At 67.7% G+C, this 22,413-nt stretch carries 13 protein-coding genes; 5 read left to right on the top strand and 8 right to left on the bottom strand.

All coding sequences use genetic code 11. From position 1 onward, the window contains the following. The first annotated feature begins 86 nt into the window (after nucleotides 1-86). Together CK620_RS07390 and wsfD are read left to right on the top strand one after the other, a co-directional pair. Nucleotides 87-683: a hypothetical protein gene (locus CK620_RS07390; protein ID WP_095549758.1), complete on the top strand. Its 597-nt coding sequence runs from the start codon at nucleotides 87-89 to the stop codon at nucleotides 681-683. A 44-nt stretch (nucleotides 684-727) separates the two neighbouring features. Further along, entirely contained in the window at nucleotides 728-2,245 is a 1,518-nt protein-coding gene (wsfD, locus tag CK620_RS07385) for a glycan biosynthesis hexose transferase WsfD (protein ID WP_095549757.1), read from the top strand. Nucleotides 2,246-2,395: 150 nt separating this feature from the next. Here wsfD and CK620_RS07380 read toward each other — a convergent pair whose 3' ends face one another. The 4 genes from CK620_RS07380 to CK620_RS07365 all read right to left on the bottom strand — a co-directional run bounded on the left by CK620_RS07380 (nucleotide 2,396) and on the right by CK620_RS07365 (nucleotide 7,806). After that, the gene (locus tag CK620_RS07380) at nucleotides 2,396-3,277 is read right to left on the bottom strand and encodes a tetratricopeptide repeat protein (protein ID WP_095549756.1); all 882 of its coding nucleotides are present in this window, start codon (nucleotides 3,275-3,277) and stop codon (nucleotides 2,396-2,398) included. 188 nt (nucleotides 3,278-3,465) lie between these two features. Further along, entirely contained in the window at nucleotides 3,466-4,281 is an 816-nt protein-coding gene (locus CK620_RS07375) for a nucleotidyltransferase family protein (protein ID WP_238946059.1), read from the bottom strand. Between the two features lie 8 nt (nucleotides 4,282-4,289). Further along, nucleotides 4,290-5,642, bottom strand: coding sequence for a lysophospholipid transporter LplT (gene lplT, locus CK620_RS07370; RefSeq protein WP_095549916.1), 1,353 nt, complete (start codon nucleotides 5,640-5,642; stop codon nucleotides 4,290-4,292). Nucleotides 5,643-5,931: 289 nt separating this feature from the next. Further along, complete coding sequence (locus tag CK620_RS07365) at nucleotides 5,932-7,806, bottom strand: IPTL-CTERM sorting domain-containing protein (RefSeq protein ID WP_179290599.1); 1,875 nt, start codon at nucleotides 7,804-7,806, stop codon at nucleotides 5,932-5,934. 226 nt (nucleotides 7,807-8,032) lie between these two features. On the opposite strand from CK620_RS07365, the gene alr reads away from it, so the two are divergent. Then, nucleotides 8,033-9,160, top strand: coding sequence for an alanine racemase (gene alr / locus CK620_RS07360; RefSeq protein WP_095549754.1), 1,128 nt, complete (start codon nucleotides 8,033-8,035; stop codon nucleotides 9,158-9,160). Nucleotides 9,161-9,475: 315 nt separating this feature from the next. On the opposite strand, the gene pbpC is transcribed toward alr, so the two are convergent. The 4 genes from pbpC to ruvA form a co-directional block, all read right to left on the bottom strand. Then, a complete protein-coding gene (gene pbpC / locus CK620_RS07355; protein WP_179290598.1) occupies nucleotides 9,476-11,812 on the bottom strand; it encodes a penicillin-binding protein 1C in 2,337 nt (778 codons plus the stop codon). After that, nucleotides 11,775-17,882: an alpha-2-macroglobulin family protein gene (locus tag CK620_RS07350; protein ID WP_179290597.1), complete on the bottom strand. Its 6,108-nt coding sequence runs from the start codon at nucleotides 17,880-17,882 to the stop codon at nucleotides 11,775-11,777. The genes pbpC and CK620_RS07350 overlap by 38 nt, the downstream gene beginning before the upstream one ends. 195 nt (nucleotides 17,883-18,077) lie before the next feature. Continuing rightward, entirely contained in the window at nucleotides 18,078-20,030 is a 1,953-nt protein-coding gene (locus CK620_RS07345) for a trypsin-like peptidase domain-containing protein (RefSeq protein ID WP_095549752.1), read from the bottom strand. 77 nt (nucleotides 20,031-20,107) lie between these two features. Next, entirely contained in the window at nucleotides 20,108-20,695 is a 588-nt protein-coding gene (ruvA, locus tag CK620_RS07340; RefSeq protein ID WP_095549751.1) for a Holliday junction branch migration protein RuvA, read from the bottom strand. 127 nt (nucleotides 20,696-20,822) lie between these two features. Here ruvA and CK620_RS07335 point away from each other — a divergent pair, with 127 nt between their 5' ends. Then, nucleotides 20,823-21,878: a PhoH family protein gene (locus tag CK620_RS07335; protein WP_238946058.1), complete on the top strand. Its 1,056-nt coding sequence runs from the start codon at nucleotides 20,823-20,825 to the stop codon at nucleotides 21,876-21,878. Then, the gene (locus CK620_RS07330; RefSeq protein WP_143325995.1) at nucleotides 21,871-22,413 is read left to right on the top strand and encodes a hypothetical protein; all 543 of its coding nucleotides are present in this window, start codon (nucleotides 21,871-21,873) and stop codon (nucleotides 22,411-22,413) included. Before CK620_RS07335 ends, CK620_RS07330 begins: the two co-directional genes overlap by 8 nt.

Raw genomic sequence — 22,413 nt, 5'->3', positions numbered from 1 at the left:
GCCAGCTCCAGGCCCAGGCCCCAGACCTGCCCGCAGGCCTTTGCCATGGGTTTTCTTTTGTCCCTCCCATCCCCCAAGACATTGCCATGAAGAATTTGCTCCGTCAGGCTGCAGCCCAGCCTGCCAACCCAGCCCACTGCCGGCCCATGCGTCGCAGCCTGCCTGCCCTCTGGGCGATCTGCGCGGCCTGGCTGGCCTTGGCCTTGCTGGCCTGGCCAGCGGCTGGCGTTGCGCAGGGCGTGAAAAATGCGACGGCCAAGCCCGCTGCCCAGCCCAAGCGCATCCAGCCGCGCGATGGCTATTGGCGCTGGGACATGGGCGCGACTCAGTCCAGTGCCACCTGCATGCCCGGCCTGGCAGAAACTCTGCGCCAGTTGCTGCCGCAGCAGCGCGGCGAGCAAGTGCGCTTTGGCAAACCCTTCCACCCCGCGCAGCTGGTGCAGCACCAGGCCGTGCGCTGGCAGCAGCCTGGCCCCAACCACTTTGTGGCCACGGCACAGGGCGTGCAAGTGCAGGGCCTGGCCTTGCCGCTGGACGTGCACTATGAGTTGCATGTGCTCAGCCCCACGCAGATGCGTGGCCAGGGCCGAGTGCAAATGCCGCTGCTGCAGTCCTGCGCCATCTCGGCACCCTTCAGCTTCGAGCGCCAGGCCAAGACGCCTGGCGGCAGCGCACGCCGTTGAAACGATTGAGCGTCATGCACGGCACGACACAAGAGAGGACGGACATGCTGAAAACCCAGGCGGGCGCGGCGCAGCGTCCCGCAACGCAGCGCCATACGCGCATCGCCGGCTGGCTGGCCGCGCTGCTGCTGGCCCTGACGCTGGCCAAGATGTGCTGGGCGGTGCTGGGCGCGCCCGTGCTCGGTTACGCCGACAACTGGGATTTCGTGCGCCAATCCTCCTGCCACGGTGTCTGGCTCATTGATGCGCAAGGCCAGCGCGTGCAGGGTGATATCGGCCACGTGCACACCCAATTGCATTTCGATGGCGAAAAAGCCAAGTCCAACTGCACGCGCTCCAGCGACAACCTGTTCTCCAAGGCGACGACCTGGGTGTTCGAGAAAGGCGCGGTGTTCGATATCCGCGTCATCGGGCTGATCAAGATCGCTGCTGTGGCCGCCATGGCCGCCGCCGTGCTGGGGGCGCTGGGCAGCGCGCCGCTGCGCCTGGCCGCGGCCTTCCTGCTGGCGCTGGTGCTGGGCGACTGGGTGCACCTGCTGTACTTCAACACCCTCTACCACGAGGTCTCGACCATCGCCGGCCTGTGCCTGGCGCTGCTGCTGCTGGCCGATCTGGCGCAGCAGCAGGGCAGGGCCAGCCAGCGCGGCAGCGGCTACTGGCTGTTGTGGGTGCTCATCTTGCTGTGGCTGGGCTTGAGCAAGCACCAGTACATGCCGCTGGCGGCAGTGCTGTGTGCGCTGGCCGCGCTGTGCCTGGCGCGCTGGCGCATCTGGCGGCCCGGCGCGCTGATGCTGGCACTGGCGCTGCTGATCCCGCTGGCCTACGGGCAGATGAACAAGCCCAAAGGAATTCACGCCGTGATCCCCTGGGTCAACAGCACCAACACCGTGCTGGAGGCCGTGCTGCCCGCAGCGCCTGACCCGCAGGCCGCGCTGCAGACGCTGCAGCTGCCGCCCAGCTGCATGGCCGGCAAGGGCCTGAACTGGTACGCGCCGGGCATGATCGAAAACCACCCTTGCCCGGCCTTGAAGCAGTTCTCCAGAAAGCGCCTGCTGGCGCTGTTCGTGCAGCAACCGGCCACCTTCTTCACCCCGATGCGCATAGGCCTGGCCAATCTCAGCCCCTTCCATGCCCATCCAGGCATCATCGCTTTCGAGGCGGCTTCGCCAGATGGCAGCAGCGCTGCGCTGCGCCGCCAGGTGGCGCGCGGCAGCTCGCTGTCCACGGCCTTGGCGGCCTGGTTGGGTCTGCAGCAGGCCCCTTGGGCCTGGCAGGCGCTGTTCTGGCTGGCGGCGTTGGCCAGCCCGCTGTGCCTGGGCCTGGCCGTGCTGCGCGGCAGCGGCAATGGCAGCGTGCGGGCCGCATACATGCTGCTGGGCCTGGGCGGCATGGTGATGTTCTACAGCCTGTTTTCCTCGGTGTTTGGCGATGGCTACGTCGAAGTGCCGCGCCATGCCGTCGGCTTTCTGGTCGGGCTGTACACTGGGTTGACCGGGTTGCTGTGGCTGGCTGTGCAAGCCTTGGCGCGGCGGCGCCTGGGTCAGGCAGCAGGCCCTGCCTAGGGCCGAAGCGCTGTCTGTTGATTCGTGTGTCTGCCCGCGCAGCGCCTGTCCGGCTGGATTCCCGCATCTTCCGGGGTTTTTGGCGGGCAGGCTCTGAACGGCCCCGGCGCGCTCTCGCCGCTGTAGTGGCTCGGGCGCCAGCGGCGGCGCTCAGTCCAGCCTAGGCTCTTTGTCCTGGCGTTCCAGGGGCAGGCTTTGTTGTGCGGTGCTGTCCTCGGCCAGGGGTGCATGGGCGGCAGAAGCTGGCTCTGGCGCTGATGCCGGGGCCGCACCGGGCGTGGCGGCGGCAGCCGCTGTCTCTTGCGGGGGCGGTGCAGGCGGGGCTTTGCGGTGTAGACGTTCGATGGCCTGGGCGATGTCCTTATGGATGCTGCTGCCTTTGAGCTGCTGGCCGAAACTGCGCAGCCAGGCTTCGGCCTCGGGGATGTCGCCGGAGTGGGCCAATACATCGGCCATCATGTCCAGCACGGCATCGAGCCGCGGGAAGTTGCGCAGCTCCAGCGTGCGGGCATCGGTCTGCGGCAGTTTTTCGTACAGGGCGCGCAGCACCTGCACGTGCTCGAATGCCTTGGCGTGCTCGCTGCGGTCGCGCAGCGCGCAGGCGTAGTACAGGTGCATGCTGGCGGCGCTCAGGGCGGGGCTTTCGTCGCTGCCGTCATGGGCCTTGAGAGCGCTTTCGAAGGCGCTGGCGCCCTGAGCGATCTCGCCGGCCAGCGTGGCCGAGGTGGCGACATTGAACCAGTCTTTGACGCTGCCGGTGCGCTGGGCCAGTTTTTGGAAGATTGGCCAGGCCTGCAGATACTGCTGCTGATGGAAGTACACCAGCCCAAGTAGGCGTATGCCTTGTTCAGACAGCTCGGCAATGCTGGAGCCTGCCAGCTCATGGGCCTGGCGCTCGGCCTGGGCGTACTGGCCTTGATCGAGGGCCTGCTGTGCCTGCGCGAGCAAGGCGCGCTGCTCTTGCTCTGGCAGCTGAAGGGTTTGCGGCGGACGAGGGGCTTTGCTCCAGAGCTGCTTGATGCGATCCCACATGGGTCAAGGGCCTTTTCTTGGACGGACGATGCATGGCGGATGCCCATGCGCTGCGGCAATACTAATCGAATGTGGCGCACTCCCGCGGGCTGCGCTGCGCTGGACTCGTTACCAAATGCCAATTGGGGCCCATGGAAGATGACGTGGCGCCAGCCAGAAGATCTGTGCAATGTGTTTTCAACCGGCTCTCAGGCAGGCGGCCGGTTCAGGGCGGCCAGGCGCTGCGGGGTGCCTACATCGGTCCAGTCGCCTTGGTAAAGGCTGGCGCTGACGCGCCCGGCGCGCGCGGCGCGCTGCAGCAGCGGCCCCAGCGCGGCGGCTTGGCCTTGGGGGTTGCCGCGCGGCAGCTCGCACCAGGGCGGGGCGAACAAGGCCTGCTTGAGCAGTGCGATGGTGCTGTAGGTGTACGACTGGCCATGCTGCGCATCGCTGGCGTGCTCGGGCAATGGGCGCGCCAGCCCATGTTCGAGCAGGAAGTCGCCGCGCGGGTGGTGCGGCGGGTTGGGTACCAGCCACAGGTGTGCCAGCGCATCGCTGGCGGCAAAGCGCGCGCGCGCCTGCGGATCAAAGCGAAACTGCGGCGCATACACGTCGCCGGCGATGAGCCAGAACACCTCTTGCAGCTGCGGCAGCGCACGGGCGATGCCGCCGGCGGTCTCGATGCCGCCGCCAAAGTCCAGATCCTCGCGCGAATAGAGCAGCTGTACGGCAGCCGGTGCAGGCGCTGGCGAACCCAGGCACTCGGCGCTGGCGGGAGTGCTGGCCTCAATGGGGACGAAGCGCTTGCCCAGGCGCGCCGGGATTTGCTCGCCCAGCCAGCCGGTGTTGATGAGCACGCAGTCAATGTCGGCGCTGGCCAGTGCCGCCAGGTGCCAGGCCAGCAATGGCTGGCCGCGCACCACCAGCAGTGGCTTGGGGGTGTTGTCGGTCAGCGGGCGCATGCGCTGGCCGCGGCCGGCGGCCAGGATCATGGCCTGTGCCAGTGCGGGGGGCGAAAAGTGCATAACACGCTCTAGTCCAGGCGATGGTGGTCTTGGCGAATCATCTCCAGATCGTGGGCGATGCGCGCGCCGTCGGTGCGCAGGTTGCGCCGATGCCAGGCCATGATGAGCAGCGTCATGCCCAGCACCACGGCGCCAAATGCCGTCATCGCCGCCGGGGCCGAAAGCCCCAGGTGCGTAGCCAGCACATACAGCAGGCCCAGCGCCAGGATGCAGGCCTGCTCGTTGAAGTTCTGCACCGCGATGGAGCGCCCTGCGCCCATCAGCGTATGGCCACGGTGCTGCAACAGCGCATTCATGGGCACCACCATGTATCCGCCCAGCAAGCCCACCAGCACGAAGATGGGCACCACCCAGTACAGGTGGCCGCTCCAATGCGCTGGTGTGTGGAAGTGACCGTACAGACTCCCAACCCAATGCATCAGCATGACCACTGCGCCCATGGCTGCGCCCACCGGCAGCACACTGGTGGCGCGTTCGAGCCGCACCCGCGTTGACGACACCACGGCCCCCACGGCCGTGCCCAGCGCCACGATGCCCAGCAGCGACGAGGCCTCGGTCGTGCCCATGCCCAGGGCCACGGCGCTCCAGGCCAATACGATGTAACGCAAATTGCCCGAGGCGCCCCAGAACAAGGTTGTCGTGGCCAGCGCAATCTGGCCCAGGCGGTCGTTCCACAGGCGGTTGTTGGAGGTGACGAAGTCGCGCATCATCGCCTGGAAGCTGCCCAGCACGCCCAGGTTCGAGCCCTTCCACATCGGGCGGCGCGCCACGCTGGTGCGCGGGATGAAGAGATTGATGAAGGCCGCCAGCGCGTAGATGACGATGATGCAGGCCATGGCCGCCTGCACCGGGTTGTGCAGGGCCGGCGCCATGCCTGGCAATTGCAGCGCCAGCAGCCAGGCATGGACCGCATCGCTGACCAGCGCGCCGCCCAGCACCACGCCCAGGATGATGGAGGCAATCGTCAGCCCCTCAATCCAGCCGTTGGCCTTGACCAGCAGCGACGGGGGCAGCAACTCGGTGAGGATGCCGTACTTGGCTGGCGAATAGGCCGCAGCCCCCAGGCCCACGATGGCATAGGCCAGCAGCGGCGGCGCGCCGGAAATCATCATCAGGCAGCCAACGACCTTGATGGCATTGCTGATGAACATCACCCGGCCCTTGGGCTGCGCATCGGCAAAAGCGCCCACGAACGGCGCCAGCAGTACATAAAACAGTGCAAACATCGGCACCAATGCTGCGCTTTGCCACTCAGGCGCGCCGCTGCGGCGCAGCAATTCCACCGCCACCACGAACAAGGCATTGTCCGCCAGAGAGCTGAAGAACTGGGCGGACATGATGGTGGAAAAGCCAGGTTTCATGACAGGCAGGCGCAGCGGCCGCAGGTGGGGCAGGGGATGTCTGCGGCGCGTCAGCGCCACGGGCAGCAAAGCGGTTGGTTATATCACTACTGTCATGGGGTAGCGCCAATGGCCCAGCCTGTTGGCGCGCAAAAAAACAGCGCCCCGCAGGGCGCTGTGTGTGCTGTGGCCTGTAGCCGCACAAAGTGGCTTATGCAATTCATGCCCCCATGTTCAATCGCCAAATCATGCGTGCGCGGCATTGTTTGCCTGCGCTGATCTGGTTGAAGAGCAGTATGGGGGCGTGAAATCAGCTGCGCTTGCGCTGGCGACGCAGGCCAGCTGCCCCCAGCAAGGCCGCCAGGGCGCCCAAGCCCCAAACGTTCAGCGCCGGTACGGGTGCTGCGTTGCTCGGTGCTGTGGGTGCAGCCGTCACATTGATGGTGTGCGGTGCAGTCAGCGTGGCGCCCGTGATGGTCACCGCGTGGGTGCCAGCAGGGAAGCCATTGGGGAAGAGGGCGCTGAATTGGCCGCCGTTGACGGTAGCAGGCACGGTGGTGCCGTTGACGGTGACCTGGATGACGGTGCCGTCAGCGGCGTTGCTGGTGCCGGTGATGGTAGTGGCTGCATCGGGTTGGGCGGTGGCTGGGCCGCTGATGGTGGCTGTGGCAGGAGCCGCCTTGACTTCAATGCTGTGCGGCGCGGTCATTTTCAGCGGGCCAGGGCCGGTGATGGTCACGGGGTGCTGGCCTTCAGGGAAGCCCTTGGGGAAGCTGGCGGAGAACTGGCCGCCATTCACTGTGGCCTGCACGGTGGTGCCATTGACGGTGACATTGATGACTGTGCCATCGGCCAGGTTGGCGGCTGAGCCAGTGACGGTGGTGGCTTTGTTGGGTTGGGCGCTTGCCGGGCCGGTGATGGTGGCTGTGGGAGCGGCGATGGTGATTTTGCTGTCGATGGGGCCGTTGTTTTGCAACTGGGGGGCAAGCTCGCCAGTGTCGGCGGAGCCGCCGATGACTTGGGCCTTGAATGTGCTGTCTGCGCCAGAGCCAACGATGGTGATGGGCAGCGTGAGTGTTTTGTGGCTTTGTGCGGTGATGGCGCCCAGTGTGCATTCCACTTCCGAGGGCGCCGGTTTGGTGCAGCCTGCGGGCAAGGCCGTGTCATCCACTTGCGCCTGTGCTGGCAAAGTAACCACAACTTTGCCGCCAGCGGCGCTGTCGCTTTGGCCGAGGTTGTCCACCTTGACGGTGAGCGTGCCGCTGCCGCCTACTTGCAGGGGCGAAGAGAGGGTGATGGAGGGCACCAGATCGGCAGTCGCCACAGTTTTCACCTGGCAGGCGCCCGCAGAGTCTTTCGCGGCAGCCATGATGCTATTGGCCAGCTGGCCAGCTTGTGCCTGGGCGGAGGCCAGAGCGAATTGGCTGGTGTCGGTAAAGGCGATCACACAAGCGCCGCCATTGGTGGCTGCGCGGGGGACGACGACGCCATAGGCCTGCACTTTGTCCGCAGCTGCAGGCATGGGGGCGGGCGGGGTGTCGGCAGCGGCGGGGGCCAGATAGACGGCGTAGGGAGCAGGGACGTTGACGTATTTGCCATAGACCTCGACAGCCAGGGGGTCCAGTGCAGCGAAGCTGTCTTTGTAAGGCGAGTTGGTGTTGAGATAGACGGAGTTGCCTTGGGGGGGCACGCTACCGACTCTGGTGATCTCGTCCGCGCCGCTCAGGCCCAGGCTGTTGTTGAGAAAGTCCGCTACACTGCCAGTGTCCGCAGGGCGGCAGCAGCCGTCGTTGAGGAAGACGAAGGTCAGATCGCTGCGGGTTTTGGCCCAATTCATGACTTTGGCAAAGCGCGCGGCATCGACGCCGTGCTGCACACCTGTGACGGTTTGATTGGGTTGGACGGTGGCAACCACCACGATGTCCACCCCGGCGGGCACGTCGGCAGGCAAGGCCTCGGTTGCGCTGGCATGCAGCAGACCGCGACCGTCAATGGTTTTCGCAGCGCCGCCAGATGCTGCTTCAAACGTGTTGTAAATGGAGTTGACGATGCTGATGCCTGTGTCGTAGCTGGACAGTCCTTTCTTGTCGGAGGACAGAACCCAGGTTTTGGCCTGGGCAGCGCCTGTGGCGCACAGCAGAGCAGCGAGTGCAGTGGCCTGCAGTTGAAAGCGTAGTGAAGTCATGGTGCAAAAAATCCGTAAAGTCAAAAAAGCATGCAGCCCCAGAGAGTGCTGAACTGCGGAGCGCAACAAATTGTAGGCGCGCCCGGCCAGTCGCGAAACATCGTCAAAATCTTTTTGCAGCTTGGGGTGACTCAGCCCTTTGCTGGCCTGCATCGAGACTCCGCACAGGCTCTCAGGGGTGCCACAATACGCGCGCCGTTTTGGCCCTTTTGACTGCTGTTTGTCCATGCCGCGCCCCATCCAAGCCACTGTTCATCTTCCTGCATTGCGGCACAACCTGGCTGTGGTGCGCTCCCATGCAGGTGATGCCAAGCTGTGGGCGGTGGTCAAGGCCAATGCCTATGGGCATGGCATTGAGCGGGTTTATGAGGCGCTGCGCGGCGCCGATGGCTTTGCACTGCTCGATCTGCAGGAGGCGCAGCGCGTGCGGGAGCTGGGTTGGCGCGGGCCCATCTTGCTGCTCGAAGGCGTGTTCGAGCCGCGCGATCTGGAGCTGTGCTCGCGCCTGTCGTTGTGGCACACCGTGCACTGCCAGGAGCAGATCGACATGCTGGCCGCGCACAAAACACATGTGCCGCACCGGGTGTTTCTCAAACTCAACAGCGGAATGAACCGTTTGGGCTTTGGCCTGACGGGCTTTCGCGCCGCCTGGGCGCGGCTGAATGCCTTGCCGCAGGTCGATGAAATCTCGCTGATGACGCACTTCAGCGATGCCGATGGCCCAGGCGGCATCGCTGCGCAGCAGGCGCTGTTCGAGCAGGCCGCGCAAGGCCTGCCGGGCGAGCGCACGATCAGCAACAGCGCCGCCGCACTGCGCTTTGGCCGCGCGCCGCACACCCATCTGGACTGGGTGCGCGCCGGCATTGCGCTGTACGGCAGCGCGCCCGATTACCCGGCCGGCACGGCCGCCAGCTGGGGCCTGCAGCCGGCCATGAGCCTGCGCAGCCGCATCATCGCCACGCAGCAATTGCAGGCCGGCGCGACGGTGGGCTATGGCTCATGCTTTACCGCGCCGCAGGCCATGACGCTGGGCATCGTGGCCTGCGGCTATGCCGATGGCTACCCGCGCCTGTGCCCCACCGGCACGCCGGTGCTGATCGACGGGGTGCGCAGCCGCACGCTGGGGCGCATCAGCATGGACATGCTGGCCGTTGATCTGAGCGCGCCGCTGGCGGCCGGGCGCGCCAGCGGCATTGGCAGCGAGGCCGTGCTCTGGGGCCAGGCCAGCGCCGAGCACGGCGGCGCGCTGCTATCCATCGACGAGGTGGCCGCCTGCGCGCAGACCGTAGGCTATGAGCTGATGTGCGCCGTGGCCCAGCGCGTGCCGTTTTCGGTGCAGCCCTTGGATGTGTGAGTGAACAGGGCGTGAGCGTACAGGCGCTTGACGATTGGCCCGCCTGCCAGAACCATGCGGCGCCATGCGCACGATGAGCATCTCCCTGCCCGAAAGCCTGAATGCGCTACCCCTACTGTCTGGTGTTTTACGTTGCGCGATCGGATCGCATCGACGTCTGGTGCGTGCTGCATGAGCGGCGCGACATGCCGGCTTGGTTGCATCCGGATGCGCCGTCCGTTTCAGGTTTCGAGCCACAGGGCTGATGCGCGCGACAAGCGCTCCGTTGGCGTTCTCGCTGCCGGGGCTTTTCTTCTTTTGGGGCGTTTGAGGCGCTCAAGGCGCATCGGTCTTGAGGAAGGCGCCGCGCACTTCGATGTGAACCTGGTCGTACACGGTGCGGCCGTCGGCGCTGCGCAGTTCGATGTGGTGCCGGCCGGGCATGGGGGGCCAGTACCAGCGGTGCGCATCGGCCAGGCCGGTGACGCGCTGGCCGTTGAACCACCACTGTGCCTGTGCAGCCTGGGTTTGCAGACGCAGCATCTGGTTGGCCGGCGGGATGTCCGGATCCAGCGCGATGATGGTGCCCGGCTGCGGCTCGATGATGCGCGCAGCCGTGGCGTGGCCGGCGCTGTCGCTGGCGGCATGGTCTGTGGCCGTGGGCAGGGTGAAGATGGCCTGCTCGGTGCCGGGCAAAAACCATTCCTGGCGGCTGCTGTCGATGGGGGGCGGGGCATCGGGGCTTTCTGGCTGGTAGTGCACGCCTAGGCGCACCAAGCCCGCAGGCGGCTGGGGCGCAGCGGCCGGGTGGCGGGCGTGCAGGTAGGCGGCCACGCTGGCCCAGACCGGGGCCGCGCCGGAGATGCCGCTGACGTCGTGCATGGGCGAGCCATCGGCATTGCCGACCCACACGCCGATGGTGAAGCGCGGTGTGTAGCCGATGGCCCAGTTGTCGCGCATGTCCTTGCTGGTGCCGGTCTTGACGGCGCTCCAAAAGCGCGTGGCCAGCGCGCTGTCGGTGCCGAAGGTCAGCAGACGGGCGTGGCGGTCCGAGAGCATGTCGCCGACGATGAAGGCCACACGCTCGTCCCAGATGCGTGGCTGCGCATCGGCCGGGTGCAGCGCATTGGCTGGCGCGCGGGCGCTGCGCACGGCGCCGTGCAGGCCGCCATTGGCCAGGGTGCGGTAGGCGTTGGTCAGTTGCAGCAGGCTGACGTCCACGCCGCCCAGCGCCAGGCTGTAGCCGTAGAAGCCGGCCGGCTCGGGCAGGGCAAAACCCAGCGCGAGCAGCTGCTGGGCGAAGGCATCGGGCGTGACCATGCCCAGCGTGCGCACGGCCGGGATGTTCAGCGAGCTGCCCAGCGCCTGGCGCACGGAGACCCAGCCGCGGTAGCGCAGGTCGTAGTTCTCTGGCGCGTACAGCCCGAAGGCGGTGGGGATGCGCGCGGGCGAGTCGTCCAGCAGCGAGGCGGCCGTCAGGCGGCGCTGTGCAATGGCCTGGGCGTAGAGGAAGGGTTTGAGCGTGGAGCCGGGCTGGCGCAGCGCCTGCACGGCGTCCACTTCGGCGGCCTGGCTCAGCTGCGCTCCGGAGGAGCCGACCCAGGCCAGCACTTCGCCGCTGGCGTTGTCCAGCACCAGCACGGCGCCGTCGCGCACATTCTGGTGTTGCAGCTGTTGCAGTTGCCGGCGCAGCGTGTGCGCGGCGTGGCGTTGCAGCCCGGCGTCCAGCGAGCTGGGGAGCTCGGTCGGTAGTGGCTGATCTTGTAGCCCTTGCGGCGCTTGCTGCTCTTGGTATTGCTGCAGCGCATAGCGGGCGAAGTGCGGTGCATCGCCTTGCTCGGGCTCGAAATGGCGGCGGCGCAGGGCCGCTTCGGTGTAGAAGGCCAGCGCCTTGCAGTCGCGCCCCCAGGGCGATTGGGCCGCTTGCAGCGCCAGGCAGGCGCGCTCGGCCACGCGCGCCACGGGCGCGTTGGGCGCGCGCAGCAGCGCGGCGGCAATGGCGGCTTCGCGTTGGTCCAGACCATGCGGGGCCTTGTCGAACAGGCTGCGCGAGAGCGCGTCGATGCCTTGCAGCTCGCCGCGAAAGGGCACCAGGTTCAGATAGGCCTCCAGCACCTGGGCCTTGCTCCAGTCCTGCTCCAGATCGCGCGCGGACCACAGCTGGCGCCACTTCTGCCCCCAGCTGCGCCCGCCGGGGCGGCTGCGCAGCGCCTCGTTGAGCAGGCCGGCCAGCTGCATGGTGATGGTGGAGGCGCCGCGCGTGCGCTCGTTCCACAGATTGCCCCAGGCGGCCGCGCCCACGGCGGCCCAGTCCACGCCGCTGTGCTCGTAAAAGCGCTTGTCCTCGGTCAGCACGATGGCGTGCAGCAGCGCGGGGGAGACGGCCTGTAGCGCCACCCAATCGCCCCGGCGCACGCTGAAGTCGGTGCGCAGGCGCTGCAGGCGCTGGCCGTGGCGGTCCAGCAGCCAGGTTTCGGAGGAGTGGAACTCCTGCCGCACCTGCTCAAAGCTGGGCAGGGCATCGGCCAGCGCCGGCGCGCCCGCGCTTGCCAACGCCAGGCCAGCCAGCAGCAGGCCGCTGGCCAGCACGCGCCGCGCCGCGCCGCGCCAACTGCGCAGATAGCGCAGATAGCGCTTACTGCGCTGCGGGCGCGGCCACGCTGAACTGGGCATTGGGGGTCTCGCCGAAGAACTGCGGCATGTACAGGGCCTCGGCGCGCGTAGGCGGCAGCTGGAACTGGCCGGGCTGGTTCAGGCGCACGGTGTAGCTGTAGCGGGTCTGCCCGGCGGGCAGGCCGTGGTAGTACACGCGCATGGCGTCGTGCTTGCGCTCGACCCAGGCGATGCGCCACCAGCTGTCATCGTGGCCCTCGTCGCCTCCGGCCTGGCTGTCGATGGCCGAATCGCGCCCCAGGCCGCTGCCCAGGATGGTGCTGCCGGCGGGGATAGGGTCGGTCAGCACGGTCATGTTCAGCTGCGCGGCGCTGTCGAGCAGCAGGTGCACGCGGTAGACGTCGCCAGGGCTCCAGCGCCCGGGCGTAGCCTGCACCACGGGGGTGATGCGCTTTTCCACGCGCAGGCCGCTGTGCACCGGGGCCGTCAGCGGCATGGCCGCCAGCGCCGAGATGGTCAGCCAGGGTCGGCCGGTGCCCAGCTGCGCCACTTCCAGCTGCGCGGCGGTCTGGGCATCGCCCAGGCGGGCGATGGCGTCGGGCCAGGCAAACTGCATTTGCAGGCGCGATATGCCCTTGCCTTCGCCGCGCGCTGCGCCTTGGCCTTCGCTGGTCGAGGGCGCGGGCCAGTCGCGCTGCTGCTGCTCGCCGCCCAGGCGGGCCTGCAGCGCGCCGCCCACGGGCTCGCTCTCGTGCAGGTTGGAGAAGCGCCGCAGTGCCAGCTGGCCCCACAGGTTGGCGGTGGTGGTGCGCCAGGCGCCGTTGCTCTGGCGCGCCAGCAGGGCGCTGGCCAGGGCGCCTGCATCGTCCTTCCAGCCGGGCAGGTCGGCGGTGAGCAGCAGCAGGCGCGCGGCGTCGCTGTCGGGGTTTTGCATCAGCCACCAGCCACGGTGCGGCCCGTCCTGGCTCAGGATCAGCTGCGTGCCGGTGTGCTGCAGGCGGTTGCGCAGGGTTTGCTCGGCCTGGGCCTGCAGCTTGGCGCGTTGGGGCAGGCTGGGCAGATTGCGCAGGGTTTGCAGCCAGTCCAGCACGGCGTAGGTGGGCCAGGCGCTGGGGGTGATCTGCAGGTTTTCGATCATGCTGGGCTGGGCCGCGCCGTGCATGCTGAGTGCGGCCAGGGCCATCAGGCGCTCGGCGCTGCGCTCATGCGGCGCACTCGGGTAGTAGGGCGGGGCCTTGAGATCGAGCCGGCCGACCACGAAGTCTTCCAGCGCCTTGAGCATGCGCTGGCGCGAGTCGGCGTTGATGCGCATGTGGCGCATGTCCAGCTGCTGCATGACGGCATCCACCTGCAGCAAATGGGCCGTCAAGGGCACACTGCCTGGGTAGCGGCTGCTGGGCGGGAAGTAACCAGCCAGGCCGTTGTCGTCCAGGAAGCTGGGCAGATCGGCCTGCACGGACTGGAACAGCTGCTCGTCCAGCAGGCCGATGGCCTTGCTGTGGCGCTGCTCCAGGCAGGCGTAGGGGTAGTGCTTCCACCAGCGCTGCAGGCCAGGCAGCAGGTCGCCGCCGAGCTGGCTCTGGGCCTGCAGCACGATGCCGCCGCGCCCCTCCAGCGCGCCCTCGGGCATGGCCACTTGCAGTTGCAACGGCGCTTCGCTGGCCGCGCCCAGTTGGCGCAGGCTGGCCTGGCGCACCGTCATGGGCACGGCCGGCAGCAGGGTTTGCGTGATGCGCAGGCTGTCCTGCGGGGCGGCCTTGTCATTGCCCTGAGTCTGCTGGGCCTGTGCCTGCAGCTGCCAGTCCAGGCTGGCCTGGGCCAAGTCGCCCTCCAGCATGGGCGCGGTGACCTGCCACTGCACGGTTTGCGCTGCGCCGGCGGCCAGGCTGACGCTGCTGGCGGGCAGCTCCTGCTGACCGTGGCGCGCCGTGAGCTGCACGGTCAGCGGCTGGTCGGTGGTGTTGCGCAGCGTGAAGCGTGCGTCGTAGCGGTCGCCCTCGCGCACCACGGGCGGCAGGCCGCTGATGATTTGCAGATCGCGCGTGGCCAGCAGCTCGGCGCTGCCTTCGCCGAAGAACTGCACGCCCGCATCGGCCACGGCCTGGGCGTGGAAGGTGGTGACGCTGTCGTTGAGCGGCACCTGCACGCTGGCGCGGCCGTTGGCGTCCAGCGCGATGCGCGGCTGCCACAGCAGCAGGGTGTCGAACAGCTCGCGCGTGGCGTGCTGGCCTTCGCCCTCGCCGCCGCCGCCGCCTGCGGCCACGGCCTTGCGGCCGTAATGGCGCCGGCCGACCACTTCCATCTGCGCGGTGGCGGTTTGCACGCGCCAGGCGCGCTCGCCCATCATGGCTTTGAGCAGCGCCCAGCTGGGGTTGGGCGAGAGCTCCAGCAAGGCCTTGTCCACCACGGCCAGCGCCACCTCGGCATGGGCTGCGGGCTGGCCATCGGGCAGCTGGGCCTGCAGCGTCAGCGTGGCGGTCTCGCCACTTTGGTAGCGCGGCTTGTCGGACGTGACCTGCACGCGCAGCCGGTGGCCGTCGTCGCCCACACGCAGCATCGCCACGCCCAGGCGGTGGCTGGGCTTGCTCAAGTCCACCAGCGCAGTGGGCGGCACGGCCTCACCAGTGTCGCTGCGCCAGGCGCGCCACCACAGGATGGGCGAGCGAAAACCCCAGGTGAAGAAGCTGTACCAGGGCACCTCGCGCAGCCGCCCGCGCAGCGCCAGCACGCTGACGTAGACGTTGGGGCTCCAGCTCGGGTCGATGCGCAGGGAGAAGCTCGGGTCCTTGCCCGAGAGTTCGATGATCTGGCTGTGCAGCACGCCCTCGCGCTCGACGGTCAGCAGCGCCTGGGCCTGGCGGTAGGGCATGCGCACTTGGAAGCGTGCAGTCTCGCCGGGCTGGTAGCTGGGCTTTTCGGGCAACACGTCCATGCGGTCGGAGGAGTCGGCATCGAACCACTGCTCGCCCTCGCGCGTGACCCAGATGCTGGTGGCGGCGCTGAAGGGGCGCGCCTGCGCATCCTGCACGCTGGCCACCAGTTCGATCTCGCCGGGCTGCGTCAGCTCGGCCGTGCAATCGAAGCGGCCCAGGGCGTCGCTGCGGCCTTCGCAGACGGTGCCCAGATCCTGGGTTTCGTGGTGGTGCTCGTACTTGTAGAAGCCGCCGACCATGCGCTTGCGCGTGCTCAGCGTGGTGTGGGCGCGGGCGCGCACGGTGATGGCCTGGCCTGCCAGCGGCTGGCCCTGGGGCGAGAGCGCGATGGCGCGCACCTTCAGCGGCTTTTTGACCGAGATCCACTCCTCGGTGGCGATGCCCACCAGCACATCGCTGGGCCAGACGGGCTGCAGGCGGGTGATGGTCTGCGTCTCGCCGCTGGGGTCTTCGAAGTTGGCCTCGATGCGCAGTTGGTACGGCTGCGCCGCATACTGCGCGGGCGCGGCCGGCACGGTAAAGCGCCCCTGGCCCTGGGCGTCCAGCGTCAGCGGGTGTTTGTCCAGCAGCAGGCGGCGCGGCTCGCTGGACGATGGCCCGTCCTGCTCGTGTGGGCCGTGGCCATCTGGCCGCTCGCTGGGCCGGGCCGGCGGCGTGAATTGGTAGTCGTGGTAGTCGTCGAATTGCAGCCAATGCGGCTCGAGCATGGCCGAGATCTTCACCGGCCAGTTCGAGGCATGGCCGCCGCTGAGGTAGGACAGCTGCAGGGCCATCTCCAGCGCCCCGCCCTCGGCCGCTTTGCCCTCGGCTGCGGCCAGGGGCGTGATGCGCCCCTCCAGCACCGGCAGGCGAAATTCCTCGACCCGGAACTGGGCGGTGGTGGTATCCATATGGTTGGGGCCCTGGCGTTGCAGGCTGATGCTGTAACGCCCCAGCGGGGCCATGGCCGGCAGCTTCAGGCTGCTGGTGGCCACCATGCCGCCGCCGGCGGTGCGCTCCCATTGCAGCTTTTGCTCGAACTCGCGCTGGCTGCCGTGGTGGCGCACGAACAAGGTCTCGGGCAGGGCATCGGCGGCCGGGCTGGCCAGGCCGCTGGGCACCTCGGCGCGGGCGTAGTGTTTCATGGACACGGTTTCGCCGGCGCGCAGCAGGTTGCGATCGAGCACCGTGTGCAGCTTGGTCTTGCTCTGGGGCTGGAGGTGGTCGCTGTAGCTGTGCTGGAAGCGCCAGGGCTCGATGCCGCGCTGCCAGTCGCTCCAGACCAGCGCCAGATCCTTGCCGTCGGGCGAGCGCGCGCTGACCAGGTAGGCGTTGCGGTGCCAGTAGCGGGTTTCGGCGCGCTCGCATTCGGGCATGCCGGCCACGTCGTCGAAACGCGCCAGGCCTTGCGCATCGGTGGTGGCCTGGGCGACCACGCTGCCATCGCATTGGTTGACCTGCACGCGCGCGCCGGCCACGGGCTTGCCCGTGTCCAGCGAGGTGACCCAGGCCAGCGAGTTGTGCGCGCCGAGCTTGAAGTGCACGGCCAGGTTGGTCACCAGCACCGTGGTGCGCGCGTACAGCGTGCGCGGCGCATCGAACTTGGGGTCGAGCAGCGCGCTGCCCAGCAGCGGCGAGGCCACTTCAATGACCTGAAAGCCCGGCTCCAGCGGGATGCCGATGACCTCCGTGGCCTGGCGATCGGCATTGCCTGGGCTGGGGGCGATGCTGCGGCTTTGCGCCTGGGGCTGGCGCTCCAGCAGGCCGAGCATGCGCGCCCGGATGAATTTGGGCTCGCGCTCGTCCGGGTCGCTCAATTTCGAGCGCGTGGGCAGGGGCGATAGGCCCAGGCTTTGTGCATAGTGGCGATGCACGTAGTCGCCCGGGCGCAGCTGCTCGGTGCGGTACATCCACTCGATGATCTCGGCATCGCTGTCCAGGCGCAGCACCCGCAGCGGCAGCTCCTGCTCGACCCTGCGCAGCGTCATGGGCAGCAGCGGCGCCTGGTGGTAGCCCTCGGCAAAGCGCTCGATGATGGCAAAGTCGCCGGTGGCGAACTTGGCCAGCGCTGGCGCGGCATCGGTGGCCACCTGCAGTGGGAAGGCGCTGGCATTGCTCAGCAGGCGCTGGGAGTCGTCCTGCAGCCCGGTGGGCAGCACGAGCTCAAAGCGCGTGTTCTCAGGAAATGGCCCATCAAAGCGCAGCCAATTCATGTGGCGGCCTTCGAGCTGCTTGGCCTGGGCCTGCCATTGCTCGGGCGTGAGCCTGCCGTCATCGAGCTCCACGCTGGGCAGCCATTGCCGATCGCCGGCGCGCAGCACGATGTGCGGCAGCCACTGCATGGGCACGTCGTCATTGAAGTGCAAATCCATGGGCAGCATGGGGATGCATTTCTTGCTGGCGTTCTCGCGCGTGCACCTGAAGGTGGCGGCAAATTGCGGGCGCACGGTGTAGTCGTAGTGCTCGCGTTTTTCGGTGGTGACGCCGTTGGGGGCGGCCATGCCCTTGTCCCAGACCAGCGTCAAGGTGGCGCCGGGGCTCATGCGCCGCTGGCAGGCCACGGCAAGGGTTGGGCCGGTGTGCTCATCGTGCCTGCGCCGGCGCTCGCGCAGCAGCTCGCGCATCTGCTGATGCTCTTGATCGGGCAGCACGCGCAGCGCAACGCGCTCGCCCACGCCCTCGATCTGGCACCAGGCGTGCTTGGCCAGGCTGGCCGGATCGACGGGGCTGTTGAGCGTGAGCAGAAAGTACTGCTCCTCCTCGATCACGCCATCCCAGTGCGAGGGGTGGATGTCCACAATGCTGGGGCCGCCGGTGTTGAAGCGGTGTTCGGCCAGCTCGGCCAGGGGCTGGCCGCCCAGGTCGCGAAACTGCGGGTTGCGCGCCACCTGGCAGCGCATGCCGCCGGGCAGCGGCTGCTCGAACTGGTAGGCCCATTGGCGCTCGTGCAGCCAGCGGCCCTGGCCCTTGGGCTGGGCGCCATCGCATTGCAGCGTTACCGGCGGCGTGGCCTGCGGCTGGCCGATGGGCACGACCGCCTCGCTCAGCGTCACCAGCACCTGCCTGGGGTGGTTGGCCACGTCTGCGGGGGTGATGGAGGTGATCTGCGCTGCCTGCGCGCCCAGCGCTGCCAGCGCTGTTAGCGCGCCCAGGGCCCCGGCCAGCCATGCGCGGCTGCGGCGCAGGTGGGTGCGGATCGGTGTCTGCCTGTGTGCCATGGATTTGCCCCTCTTTGGTGTTGTTGGCAAAGGCTTGCAGCCGCGCGCTGCGGCGCGCCTGAAAACCTGTTGCGAATCATTGTAGGGCTGGGCAAGGGCCGCCATGCACAAGCTGCCAGCGCAAAAAAACAGGCCCCTTGCGGGGCCTGTGTGGGCAGTGGGGCGCTGGGCCGCACTGGCGTGCCTACTGGTCGGTCATTGGCTGGTCATGGGCCAGGCGTAGTAGGCCGCGCCATCCTTGCGGAAGTAGGGCATGATCAGCTCGATGATGCGTTGCTGTTCGGGGATCATGGTGTAGAAGTAGGTGCCACGATGGGTGTTGAAGTAGCGCATCACCGGGCTGGTGCCATCGCCCGGGGTGGTGCGGGCGAACCAGGCCACGCCTTCATAGACGTGGCTGTCGGCGAACTGGGTGCGCATGGTCTGGGCTTCGGCCTCATTGGCGGTGTAGAAGTGCGAGCCGACCACATGGTTGTAGAAGCGGTGCACCGGCACGGTGCCAGGGGCCTGGTAGGTGTAGGCCATGAATTGCTCATGCTCGTAGGTGAAGCCCGGCATGTTGCGGATCACGATGTCGCGCTGCTCAGGGCTTTGGGTGTAGAAATGCGAATCGCTGGCGTGGTTGTAGAAGCGGTAGATCGGGCGCAGCGTGGCATAGGTGCTGTTTTTCTCGCCCAGGAAGTACTTCAGGCCATCGGCATAGGCCATGTCGAAGCGGCCATAGACGCTGGAGCCATCGCGCATGCTGCACGAGGCGCTGCCGGAGCTGAGCACGCCGATCAGGTAGTGGTTGCCGTCGGCATGGCGCGCGAACAGGCCCGAGCCGCTGCTGCCGGGCTCGGTGGTGCCGTAGCTGTAGTTGACGTTGAAGAAATCGCTGTAGTCGGCCGTGCCGGGGCGGCAGGAGGTCAGGCCGTCGGCATTGAAGGGCGTGCACACGGCGTAGCTGCTGATGCGGCCGTAGCTGACTTTTTGCAGGTCGCCCCTGGGGTGGCTGATGCCATAGACCGATTGGTTCAGCTCGCGGCTGGCCCACCAGCCGGAGAACAGCACATTGCCGCGCGGCAGCGCGTTGAGCACCAGCAAGGTGGTGTCGAAGCGGCGCTCGGAATAGACCAGGCGCGCGCCGGCCTCGATGCCAAACAGGCGGTTGTGCTCCTTGGAGACGCCGCTGTCAGGCGTGCAGGTCTCGGTGTGGAAGCGCCAGTCGGTCTCCAGCGAGGAGGCCACGGGCTGGGTGCTGATGCAGTGCTCGGCCGTGATGAAGTAAGGCGTGCCCGAGCGCGCCTGATCGGCCACCAGAGTGCCGGTGCAGTAGCCGCTGTTGCCGTCCACGGTCATCAGCATGCGGCCTACGGATTTGCGCACTTCGCTGATTTCCGTGGCGCAGGTGGCGTCGTAGTTGCAGCCTTCGGACATGCCGATGCGTTCGAGCTTCTCCATCTGGGCCAGGGCCAGCTCGGGCGACTCAAAGAAGTGCGACAGCGTGGGCATGGCCACCTGCACGCCGGCCGGATCCAGCCCGGCGGGCACTTCGATTTCAAGCACGGCCGCATCGCCAGCGACGGTGGGCAGCCAGTAGGTGTTGATTTGCTCGGGTGTCAGGCCAGCGGCGCCGACGCTGTTGCTGGCGTTCAGAGCCAGGGTTTCCTGAATGTGCGCGCCGCTGATTTCGATGGCGGCATCGGCCTGGCCGGGCGCGTAAACGCGCACGATGGCTGTGGCCGGCAGGGCATCGACCAGCAGGCCCAGGCGCAGCGCGAAGGCGTTGTCCGACTGGTATTGCAGCGCGGCGGCGTGCGCGCCGCTGGGCAGGGCCTGCCACTGCAGGTTTTGGGCCGTGGCCTTGGCGGTGCCGGTGGCGGCGCTGGCGCGGGCCGCGCCGACCTGGTGCGCGCCGGCCATGGGGGCGCTGGCCAGCTTGGTGAACAGGGCCTGCTCATCCATGGCGCCCAGCGCGATCAGCTTGGCGGCGGGGGCGACGCGGGCCTGCTTGGCAACGGCGGGCGTGAATGTGGCATTGGCCTGCGGGGCCTGCTCGTGGGCGTAATAGGACGGCGCAAACGCGGCCTCCTGGGCGCTGGCGCAGTGCGCGCCAGTCAGGCCGATGGCTGCAGCCAACGCGGCATGGATGTTCAGTTTCTTCATATGTGCCTCTCCAGTTGGAAAACGATGTATGCCTCTGCCCGCATGGCCAGAGCGGGGCGCCGTGGCAATGCGCAAACTCACTTCGAGAGCGATTTTAGGGCGAACCTGATACCTTCACTTACACTTATCGCGTTTGGTAGATTTTTTAACGATTGTTGGGCCTCTTTGTCGGAATAACCCAACGCCAGCAGCGCTTGCAAGATGTCGGCATGCTCTGGCGAGGCCTGCTGGCCGGCCGCTGCAGGCAGGCTGGCATCGGCGGCGTCGCCGATCTTGCCTTTGAGCTCCAGCAGCAGGCGCTCGGCGGTTTTCTTGCCAATGCCGGGGATGCGCGTGAGGCGGCCGAGCTCTTGCTGGGCAATGGCCGCGGCCAGCTCCTGCACCGTCAGTCCGCTGAGCACGGCCAGCGCCGTCTTGGGCCCCAGGCCTGAGACTTTGATGAGCTCGCGAAAGCAGCTGCGCTCTTGCGCGCTGCCAAAGCCGTAGAGCAGGTGGGCGTCCTCGCGCACGATCAGCTGCGTGGCCAGGCTGACGCGTTCGCCCGGTGCGGGCAGGTGGTAGAAGGTGTTCATCGACACCAGCACCTCGTAGCCCACGCCTTGGCAGTCGATGAGGATATGCGGCGGGTTTTTCTCCGCCAGGGTTCCAGTGAGTTTTCCGATCATGGCAAGCTTGTTTGAACTGGGCTGCAGAGGCTGCGGCCGCCGCGATAATGCAGGCGCAGTCTACTTTGCACGGCAGAGGGTGCCGCAGAGTCCGGCTGGAGTTTTTTCACTTTGGGAGAGTCCGCACTTGTCCACAGTCTTGCGCCATGCTTTCGTGCCGGCCAGCAATCAGCGCCTGGCCAATCTGGTGGGGCCGATGGAGTCCCACATCCGCACCATCGAGGCGGCCACGCAAACGGCCATCAGCCGCCGCGAGGGCGCCTTCAAGATCGAAGGGGCCAAGCGCAATGCCCAAAAGGCGCTGGAGGTGCTGCAGGCGCTGTACGAGATGGCCGGCCGCGCCATCTCGGCCGAGCACGTGCAGCTGATGCTTGCGGGTGATGCGGCCAGCGTAAACGAGGGCGAGGACGGCGTGGCCCGGCTGTCCACGCGGCGCAGTGATTTGCGCGCCCGCACGCCCAACCAGAGCGTTTACCTCAGCCACATTGCCGAGCACGACATCACCTTCGGCATTGGCCCGGCCGGCACTGGCAAGACCTATCTGGCTGTGGCCTGCGCGGTCGATGCGCTGGAACGCAATGCCGTGCAGCGCATCGTGCTCACGCGCCCGGCGGTGGAGGCCGGCGAGCGCCTGGGCTTTCTGCCCGGCGATCTGACGCAGAAGGTTGACCCCTACCTGCGCCCGCTGTACGACGCGCTCTATGAGCTGATGGGTTTTGAGCGCGTGCAAAAAGCCTTTGAGCGCAACGCGCTGGAGATCGCGCCGCTGGCCTTCATGCGCGGGCGCACGCTCAACAACGCTTTCGTCATCCTTGACGAGGCGCAAAACACCACGCCAGAGCAGATGAAGATGTTCCTCACCCGCATCGGCTTTGGCGCCAAGGCGGTGATTACCGGCGACGCCAGCCAGATCGACCTGCCCAAGGGCGCGGTCAGCGGCCTGCTCGATGCGCGGCGCGTGCTCAAGAACGTCCAGGGCATTGCCTTCACGCAGTTCGACAGCGGCGACGTGGTGCGCCACCCGCTGGTGGCGCGCATCGTTGATGCCTACGACCGCGTGACCCCGCGTCCCGCTGCCGCTCAAACCGGGGGCAAGGCAGGGGCCAAGGCCGCCAGCCCGGCCCGCGCCGCAGCAGCGGCAGCAGGCAGTGACGACGCGCAGGAGCAGGCCGGCCATGCGTGACGTACCGCCCCCCACCCCCGCCATCGCCGCAGTCGCAACCATGCAGGCGCGCCGCGCCGCATGGCCTTGGGCAGGACTTTGGCTGAGCGCCGCGCTGCTGCTGGCCGCTTGCAGTGCCGCGCCGACAGGCCAGGCCGACCGCCCGTCGGCGCGCACGGCGGCTGCCGCGCTGGCGAAGCCCTCCTCACGTTCGCAGCCGCAGCGCCCCGCTCAGGTGCGGCAAGTGCAGTACCGCTGCGCCGATGGCCAGCAACTGCAGGTGCGCTATGAACACCAGGGCAGCAGCCCGGCAGGCAACGCCATCGTGGAGTTTGGCGGGCAGCGCATCGCCATGCAGCACGTGGAGCAAGCGCTGCAGCCGCACTACGTGGCCCAGGCGCAAAGTACGCAGCAGGCCAGCTACCGCTGGCACGCAGGGCAGGGCGATGGCGCTGGCGGCCTGAGCATCAAGGCCCCAGGCAGCACCGCCATGGAAGTGCCGCTGCTGCAGGGCTGCCAGCACGCCGCAGGGGCGTCAGGCGCGCCGCAGGAGTGA

The sequence above is a fragment of the Vandammella animalimorsus genome (assembly GCF_002285285.1).
GTDB lineage: Bacteria > Pseudomonadota > Gammaproteobacteria > Burkholderiales > Burkholderiaceae_C > Lampropedia > Lampropedia animalimorsus.
The sequence above is the reverse complement of the archived record's forward strand: the minus strand, read 5'-3'. Positions and strand labels throughout refer to the sequence as shown.

Coding starts and splice junctions, on each gene's coding strand:
- alr (WP_095549754.1), top strand. CDS start 8,033: ATGCCGCGCCCCATCCAAGCCACTGTTCATCTTCCTGCATTGCGGCAC.
- lplT (WP_095549916.1), bottom strand. CDS start 5,642: ATGAAACCTGGCTTTTCCACCATCATGTCCGCCCAGTTCTTCAGCTCT.
- CK620_RS07365 (WP_179290599.1), bottom strand. CDS start 7,806: ATGACTTCACTACGCTTTCAACTGCAGGCCACTGCACTCGCTGCTCTG.
- CK620_RS07350 (WP_179290597.1), bottom strand. CDS start 17,882: ATGGCACACAGGCAGACACCGATCCGCACCCACCTGCGCCGCAGCCGC.
- CK620_RS07390 (WP_095549758.1), top strand. CDS start 87: ATGAAGAATTTGCTCCGTCAGGCTGCAGCCCAGCCTGCCAACCCAGCC.
- CK620_RS07380 (WP_095549756.1), bottom strand. CDS start 3,277: ATGTGGGATCGCATCAAGCAGCTCTGGAGCAAAGCCCCTCGTCCGCCG.
- pbpC (WP_179290598.1), bottom strand. CDS start 11,812: ATGCCCAGTTCAGCGTGGCCGCGCCCGCAGCGCAGTAAGCGCTATCTG.
- CK620_RS07345 (WP_095549752.1), bottom strand. CDS start 20,030: ATGAAGAAACTGAACATCCATGCCGCGTTGGCTGCAGCCATCGGCCTG.
- ruvA (WP_095549751.1), bottom strand. CDS start 20,695: ATGATCGGAAAACTCACTGGAACCCTGGCGGAGAAAAACCCGCCGCAT.
- CK620_RS07330 (WP_143325995.1), top strand. CDS start 21,871: ATGCGTGACGTACCGCCCCCCACCCCCGCCATCGCCGCAGTCGCAACC.
- CK620_RS07375 (WP_238946059.1), bottom strand. CDS start 4,281: ATGCACTTTTCGCCCCCCGCACTGGCACAGGCCATGATCCTGGCCGCC.
- wsfD (WP_095549757.1), top strand. CDS start 728: ATGCTGAAAACCCAGGCGGGCGCGGCGCAGCGTCCCGCAACGCAGCGC.